Source organism: Bradyrhizobium campsiandrae (assembly GCF_014529705.1).
GTDB lineage: Bacteria > Pseudomonadota > Alphaproteobacteria > Rhizobiales > Xanthobacteraceae > Bradyrhizobium > Bradyrhizobium campsiandrae.
This window is the reverse complement of record NZ_JAANIH010000128.1, coordinates 1-5,770: the sequence shown is the minus strand read 5'-3', so window position 1 is coordinate 5,770 and position 5,770 is coordinate 1. Positions and strand designations below refer to the sequence as shown.

General features: G+C 60.9%; 5 protein-coding genes and 1 pseudogene. 4 read left to right on the top strand and 2 right to left on the bottom strand.

What is annotated here, in order from left to right; translation table 11 throughout:
• The 4 genes and pseudogenes from G8O24_RS42020 to G8O24_RS42005 form a co-directional block, all read left to right on the top strand.
• A pseudogene (locus G8O24_RS42020) lies at positions 1-624 on the top strand (hypothetical protein); the annotation flags it as partial.
• Positions 600-1,535 carry a nucleotide-binding protein gene (locus tag G8O24_RS42015; protein WP_311972248.1) on the top strand — a complete coding sequence of 312 codons (936 nt, stop codon included), beginning with the start codon at positions 600-602 and terminating at the stop codon, positions 1,533-1,535. The pseudogene G8O24_RS42020 and the gene G8O24_RS42015, both read left to right, overlap by 25 nt.
• Entirely contained in the window at positions 1,525-1,911 is a 387-nt protein-coding gene (locus G8O24_RS42010) for a hypothetical protein (protein ID WP_006022518.1), read from the top strand. Before G8O24_RS42015 ends, G8O24_RS42010 begins: the two co-directional genes overlap by 11 nt.
• Positions 1,912-1,918: 7 nt before the next feature.
• Positions 1,919-3,640: a type IV secretion system DNA-binding domain-containing protein gene (locus G8O24_RS42005; protein ID WP_006022517.1), complete on the top strand. Its 1,722-nt coding sequence runs from the start codon at positions 1,919-1,921 to the stop codon at positions 3,638-3,640.
• A gap of 226 nt (positions 3,641-3,866) precedes the next feature.
• Here G8O24_RS42005 and G8O24_RS42000 read toward each other — a convergent pair whose 3' ends face one another.
• The gene (locus G8O24_RS42000; protein WP_006022516.1) at positions 3,867-4,709 is read right to left on the bottom strand and encodes a DUF932 domain-containing protein; all 843 of its coding nucleotides are present in this window, start codon (positions 4,707-4,709) and stop codon (positions 3,867-3,869) included.
• Positions 4,710-5,588: 879 nt separating this feature from the next.
• On the bottom strand, positions 5,589-5,770 hold a 182-nt coding region (locus G8O24_RS41995; RefSeq protein ID WP_188108343.1), incomplete at its 5' end, for a DUF736 domain-containing protein.

Here is a 5,770-nt window from a genome sequence, read left to right as displayed (position 1 = left end):
CGCCGTCGCCTCATCGATACGGCCTGGCGCAACGGGCAGCGTCAGAAGTTCCTGCGATGCCTGTACCCGAGCAAACGGCTGCGCCGGGAGATCGCCGCCTGGGCGGAGGGCTTTCGCGGCCAGCGCCAGGATGTGATCGAGGAGGAAATCCGTTTTCAGAAGACTCAGTTTGTCGCGCTCAACATGTGCCGCGAGCGGGCGAAGGAGTTTCGCTTTATTGAAAGCGAAATCAGTGAGAGCATCCGGCGGGAGCCGGACGGAGATGGGTTTCTCGATCCGAAGCAAGCGGCGGTGGCCGCAGGTTTCAACCACCCGATCGATGCCGGGGCGATCTTTCCCGCGGTCTATGCCGGGGATTTCGATCCAAAGCTGATGTTCCATCGGCTGGCGAGTTTGAAGGGCTTTGAATTCGTCCGGGACATTGGGAGGATCGCTCGCAGGCAATCCGCACCGTTGTCTCCTGCGCAGTTCATCGAACGGATCGAACGCAGCCGGCAGCATCTTGAAGAGCAGCCCGAGATGTTTAGCGAACGTCGGCACCCCGAATTGATGAGCGGGCGGGAATTCCTGCTTTACGCGTACAAGAATTATGAAGATCAGTGCGCGGCGTACCTCGCGCGTTGAATTTTTTCCGGAAGCCGACTCAGAATCCGTCCGGCCTGTTCGATTCCATGGCTTCTTCCTTCGCCCCGCGATCAACCGGGACGAAGGAACAAGCCATGACAGAGACAGACAAGAGGCGCTGGGCCATCGTTGTCGCCAACGAAAAAGGCGGGGTTGGCAAATCGACGCTGGCGCTGGCCATCACTGACAAACTGACGATCGCGGGATACTCGCCGGTCGTTATTCAAATCGACCGTCAAAAGCGGTTGTCGGCGGCGCTGGGCCAGGACGTCATCACGATTGCATCCGATCCCAAGGCGGCGCGTGCGGATCCCGGCAAGGAGCTGGCGCGGTTCAGCCCGGTGCTGGACGCCGTCACGCAAGCGGAGACGGCCGCTCCGATCCTCGTCGACATTGGCGCCGGCGAGGTTGGCCGGTTCTCCGAATGGGCGGCTCTGGTCGACCTGGACGAAGAATTTGGCGAATTCGGTTTCCATCCGGTCGTCTTCATACCATTCACGGCCGAGGCAGAATCGATGCGACAGGCGCATTGGACGGTCGAACGCCTGACGACGGCCATCCCTCGCGCGGACATCATCCTTGCCGAAAACCAGCGCGATGGCCGCATCGCCGATCTGCATCCGGCCTCCTCTGCCTGGCAGGAGTGGGCCGATAAGCTCAAGCCTGCTGCGGAGAGAAATACGCTCATAGTGATGGGCGCCATTCCCGGCGGCTCATGGCGGTATTTCGAGGCGGCCGGCTCCCGGTTCATCGATGTCGTGGACCTCGAAACGCCGGCAGCCATGCAATTGAGCGGCCTGCCACGCGCGGAAGCCAAGATCGCACGCGGTGACGTTGCCCAGTGGCTGGTGGCGCTATTCGCAGAACTCGACCGTGCCTTCAAGACGACGGAGACAGTCGATGAAGAGTGAGAGTTTCAGAGCGGCGGCGTCACGCGCCATCGACGAAGGCAGCCGTGAGCGGTGGGCAACCGCACAGCGGCTGGCCTCGCAATTCGAGACGGGCGCGGACGAATTCGACCTACGCTCGCTGGAGCGCCTCGGAGAAGAGGGCCTCGCGGCGTTCCTGTCGAGCCTCGGCCATCAAAACCCGTTTCCGAATTGGCAAGAAGTAGAGCCCGCCCCGAACATCCAACCCTCCTCCGACCCGGAGGCTGGAAGGGATTACGGCTGGACGATTTTGCGATGCCGCGAACCCCGTTGGTTGGTCCGTGCTGTCGTGCGTGGATGGGCTGCGGGCTTTGCCCTTGCCGTCATCGGCTCGATCCTTCTCAAATTTGTGGAGTAACAGGACAGTGACAACCATCAAGGTCAAGAAATCCCCAAGCCCCGCACTGGCAGCCGCGCTACTCGTGGCATGCGGTGTCATGGTCTTTAGCTTCTTCATCATCACCCTTCTCGCCCCATTTGACAATCCGAACATCACCCCGGCTTATTTCTGGAGAACGGTCTGGGATGAAGGTTTCCACCGCCACTGCGGACCGGGGCCGTTGCAGGTCTTCGATTTCGATTGCCGCACAGCGAACCTTCGGGGGTGGTTGGCCTGGCCGCCGTTCTATCTCCGGCTCTGCCTGTTTTTTGGCTGCACGATAATCGCGGCAACCCTTGCGGCAATCTGGAGCTGGAAGCACACCTCGCCCAGGGAGACCGTCCGCACCATCCGGGGGCTGTGGCCGAAATTCGGCGCGGAGGGGCGAGCCTCGTTGCGGAAGGCCGTTGCCGTGACGGGGATACCGCAACCGGATTCGCTCTGGCTTGCACCTTACGTTCAGCTCACGCCTGTCGCGGAAGCTTCCAACATTCTCGTCATCGGTGACCAAGGTTCGGGCAAGAGCGCCGTGATCCGTGGCTGGGCGGAACAGATTCTGGCACGTGGGGAGCGGTCGATCATTCACGACGCCAAGGGGGACATTCTTGCCTGCGCTCCGATTGACGAGATTCTTCTGGTGGCGCCTCATGACGCAAGAGGATGGACCTGGGATATCGGCCGCGACGTAATCAATGCGCAAGGCGCGCGCGAGGTTGCGGAAAAGCTCGTGCCGTCGGGTTCAGAACTGGAATCGATGTGGTCCAATGGCGCCAAGGCCATCCTGTCGGGAGCCATCGAGGCGTTGCAACGTGAGCGCAAAACCGATTGGGGATGGGCCGATCTGTTCAAGTTCGTATTCAAAAGCCCGAAAGAGCTGCGCGCGGCTCTTGAGGCCGCGCACTCACCGAGTGTCCACCTCATCGAAATCGACGCCGATGGGGTGGCCAACAGAACCACTCTGAGCCTCATGTTGACGCTGTGGGTCGCGGCCCTGACGACGATCCGGCCGCTCGCACAGGCGGAGGCATCGAACAAGGAGTGCAGTTTCAGCGTCCGCGACTGGCTTTCCGAGCAGTCCCGTCTGCCGCGAACGATCATTCTTCAGCACAATGCCGAATATCCGCTTCTCTCGACCGCGATCAGCGGCCTTCTTGTCGATGTCGTCTGCGGCAAGTTGCTCAGCCCGTCCACGCCCAAACGGGATTGCCCGTGGTTGCACCTGATCCTGGATGAACTTCCGGTTCTGGGCCGTCTCGAACAGTTTCCCAAATTGCTCAATGTCGGCCGGGAAAAAGGCGTAGCGGCGATCGTGGCGACGCAGGACTGGGAACAGATCCTCAAGCTCTACCAGCGGTACGATGCGGCAACGCTCGAAGCGCGCTTCAAGATCAAGGTCGTCTGTAGACTCGGCACTTCCGAAACACGCGAACGCGTGGTCGGCAAATATGCGGGTCGCCGAACGATCGAAACGTGGGTTGCCACCAGCAGGGACAAACCTGAGAAAATCCGCCACGAGAATGAAATCGATGTGATCGAGCCAAACTACCTGGACGATGAGCTTGGCGTGCGCATCGTTGACGGTTTCCTTGTCGTTCGCGCCCTGGTTTTCGGTCTCGGCAATCCTGCCGTCGTCGAAACTCCGTTCACACAATGGCGAAAACGGCGCGAAGCCTACAGGGACGCCGCCTGGGCAAAGACCAGCGCGTAAGCAAGAACGAACGATCAAGCGAGTGCCGCACAATGTGGCGCTCGCTTTGTCCTGTCCGGTCGGGGCGATGCTATTTTTGGCAGCCGTGTTTTCCGAGCCGGGCGGAGCCCGGCGAGCGGTTTTTTTTACCCAGCACCTTCTTTGCCGGTCCGCGTGCGGACCGGCAAGAATTTTTCGGCACGGGGCAAAAGCCGAGAAGCCTTGTCCGGCTCCCCGGCCTTGCGGGTCAGGCCGATTTCAGGCGCTGCATGCCCTCTGCCAGCGTCCAGAGCGCGCGGTTGATGCCGACATTCTGGTCGATGCCATTGATGGCACGGGTCTGCGCGCGGCGAATACGGCCATCAGTGGTCTGGCGGCGGCCGTGAAGTCCGCCACGAATGAGGTTTTCCTGGGCTGCGTTCAGTGTCAGCCAGAGACTTTGCCCGACATCCTCGCGGCGTCGAGGCGCAATGATCTGGTCCGGACGAACGGGGCTTTCGTCCTCGCCGTAGCGGGCGACAAGTGCGGCTTCAGCAAAAACGGTCTGCTCGTCCCGCGAGAGCTTTGTTTCCTTCATCGTCTCGACGGATTCGATGAGGCGCGGAAAGTCTTCCGCAACAGTATAAACGCCCTCGATAATGTCGTGCTGGATATTGCCCTTGTGCGCCACACGAACTTCCTCGAAGCGCTCGCCCGCGACAAGGCTGTTTGTGCAAACAAACCTGAGCAACCCCGCAAACATCTGGTACGCCGAGGTTCCGTCATGCGAATTGACGATGATGACTTCGGCCGCTTCGGGCTTGCCGATGCCCCCATCACGACGCAGGCGGAGCATGTGCTTTGCGTGGCCGAGGCGGTCACCGTCGCGTGGTACGGCCTGCACGGCGAAGAACGGAAACCATCCTTCGCGGCGCACTTCCTCCACAATCTCAATGGTGGGTACGTAGACGTAACGTTCTGACCGGCTGTCATGCGCCTCGCGGGCGAAGATGGCGGGGACGTGCCGGTACAGGGTCTCGTTGTCGAGAGCTTCGCGTCCGCTGATTTGGTGGGCGTTGCGGCCGAATCGGGTGGCGAGATGGTGATGCATGATCTTGCTCCTTTGAGGCTTGGGTTGCAGCGCTGCGCTGCAGCCCTGCCTCGCGGCGAGCAGCGGGGTAGCAAGGGCAAGAGAACTCTTCGGCACCGTGGAATAAATGGAGGGGCCCCGGCTTTCGGGGAGGAGGCCGTTTATGCCGCGAAAGGCCGAAGAATTTTCTTGTCCCGCGCGAGGGCGGAGCCATTAGCAAGCCACCGGCAGGAGCATCCGGCGAATGCCGGGAAAACGACATGCACTGTTGTTCCGCGCGTTTCCGGATTCTGAGTAGAAGCACCAATCGTGGGGCCAGAATCCAAGTCCATCCTCCGAAAACACCGCATCTCGATGGTCTTGAGTTCGGAGACCATTGCGGTGGTTGCAACGCGGAATGTTGCGGCGTCCAGCGCTTATTATGTGCGCGGCAACGCCGGCTGCAGCTATTGAACTGCTTCGAGTTTCGCGCGCGCGCCTGATGCTGGAAACGACCGGCGTCCCACCGTCCGTCGTGGCATCACGATGCGGTTTTCGGACACAAGAGCAGATGCGAAGGGCGTTCCATCGCCTCTCGGCGTCACGCCGGGCTGGATCCGGGAGCACTTCGGCAAAGTCCATTGGTACGCGACATTTCTTGATGGGTTTCGCAACCGAGGCCCTGCACTGTTACGTCGACCGTGTGTCGCCGCCGATACGATGCTTGCAACAATCCGTATCAACATCCCAAAAGGCACCAATCGCAGCGTAGCGAAGAGGCGCGCAGGAGTGGGACAATCCCAGCCATGAACACATGGAACGCCGCTGCCGGACCTGCCCCCACTTCCTTCTTCATCGTTGTGGCCATGAGCGCACCAAAACCCCGCCTCCGAAGAGGCGGGGCCAGTCGATCCCTTGGGATCAATCGCCGTTGCGGCGGGACCAGATCAGCGTGAAGCTGTCGTCGCCCTCACCCTTCACCAGCGAGGCATAGATCGGAGCCGGAAAACTCGGATCGTCGAGCTTGACCGAGAGATATTCGCGATCGCTGTCCCGCGCGGTCTTCTTCCACGCAGCCCCAAACTCGACAGTGGAGCTTGCGA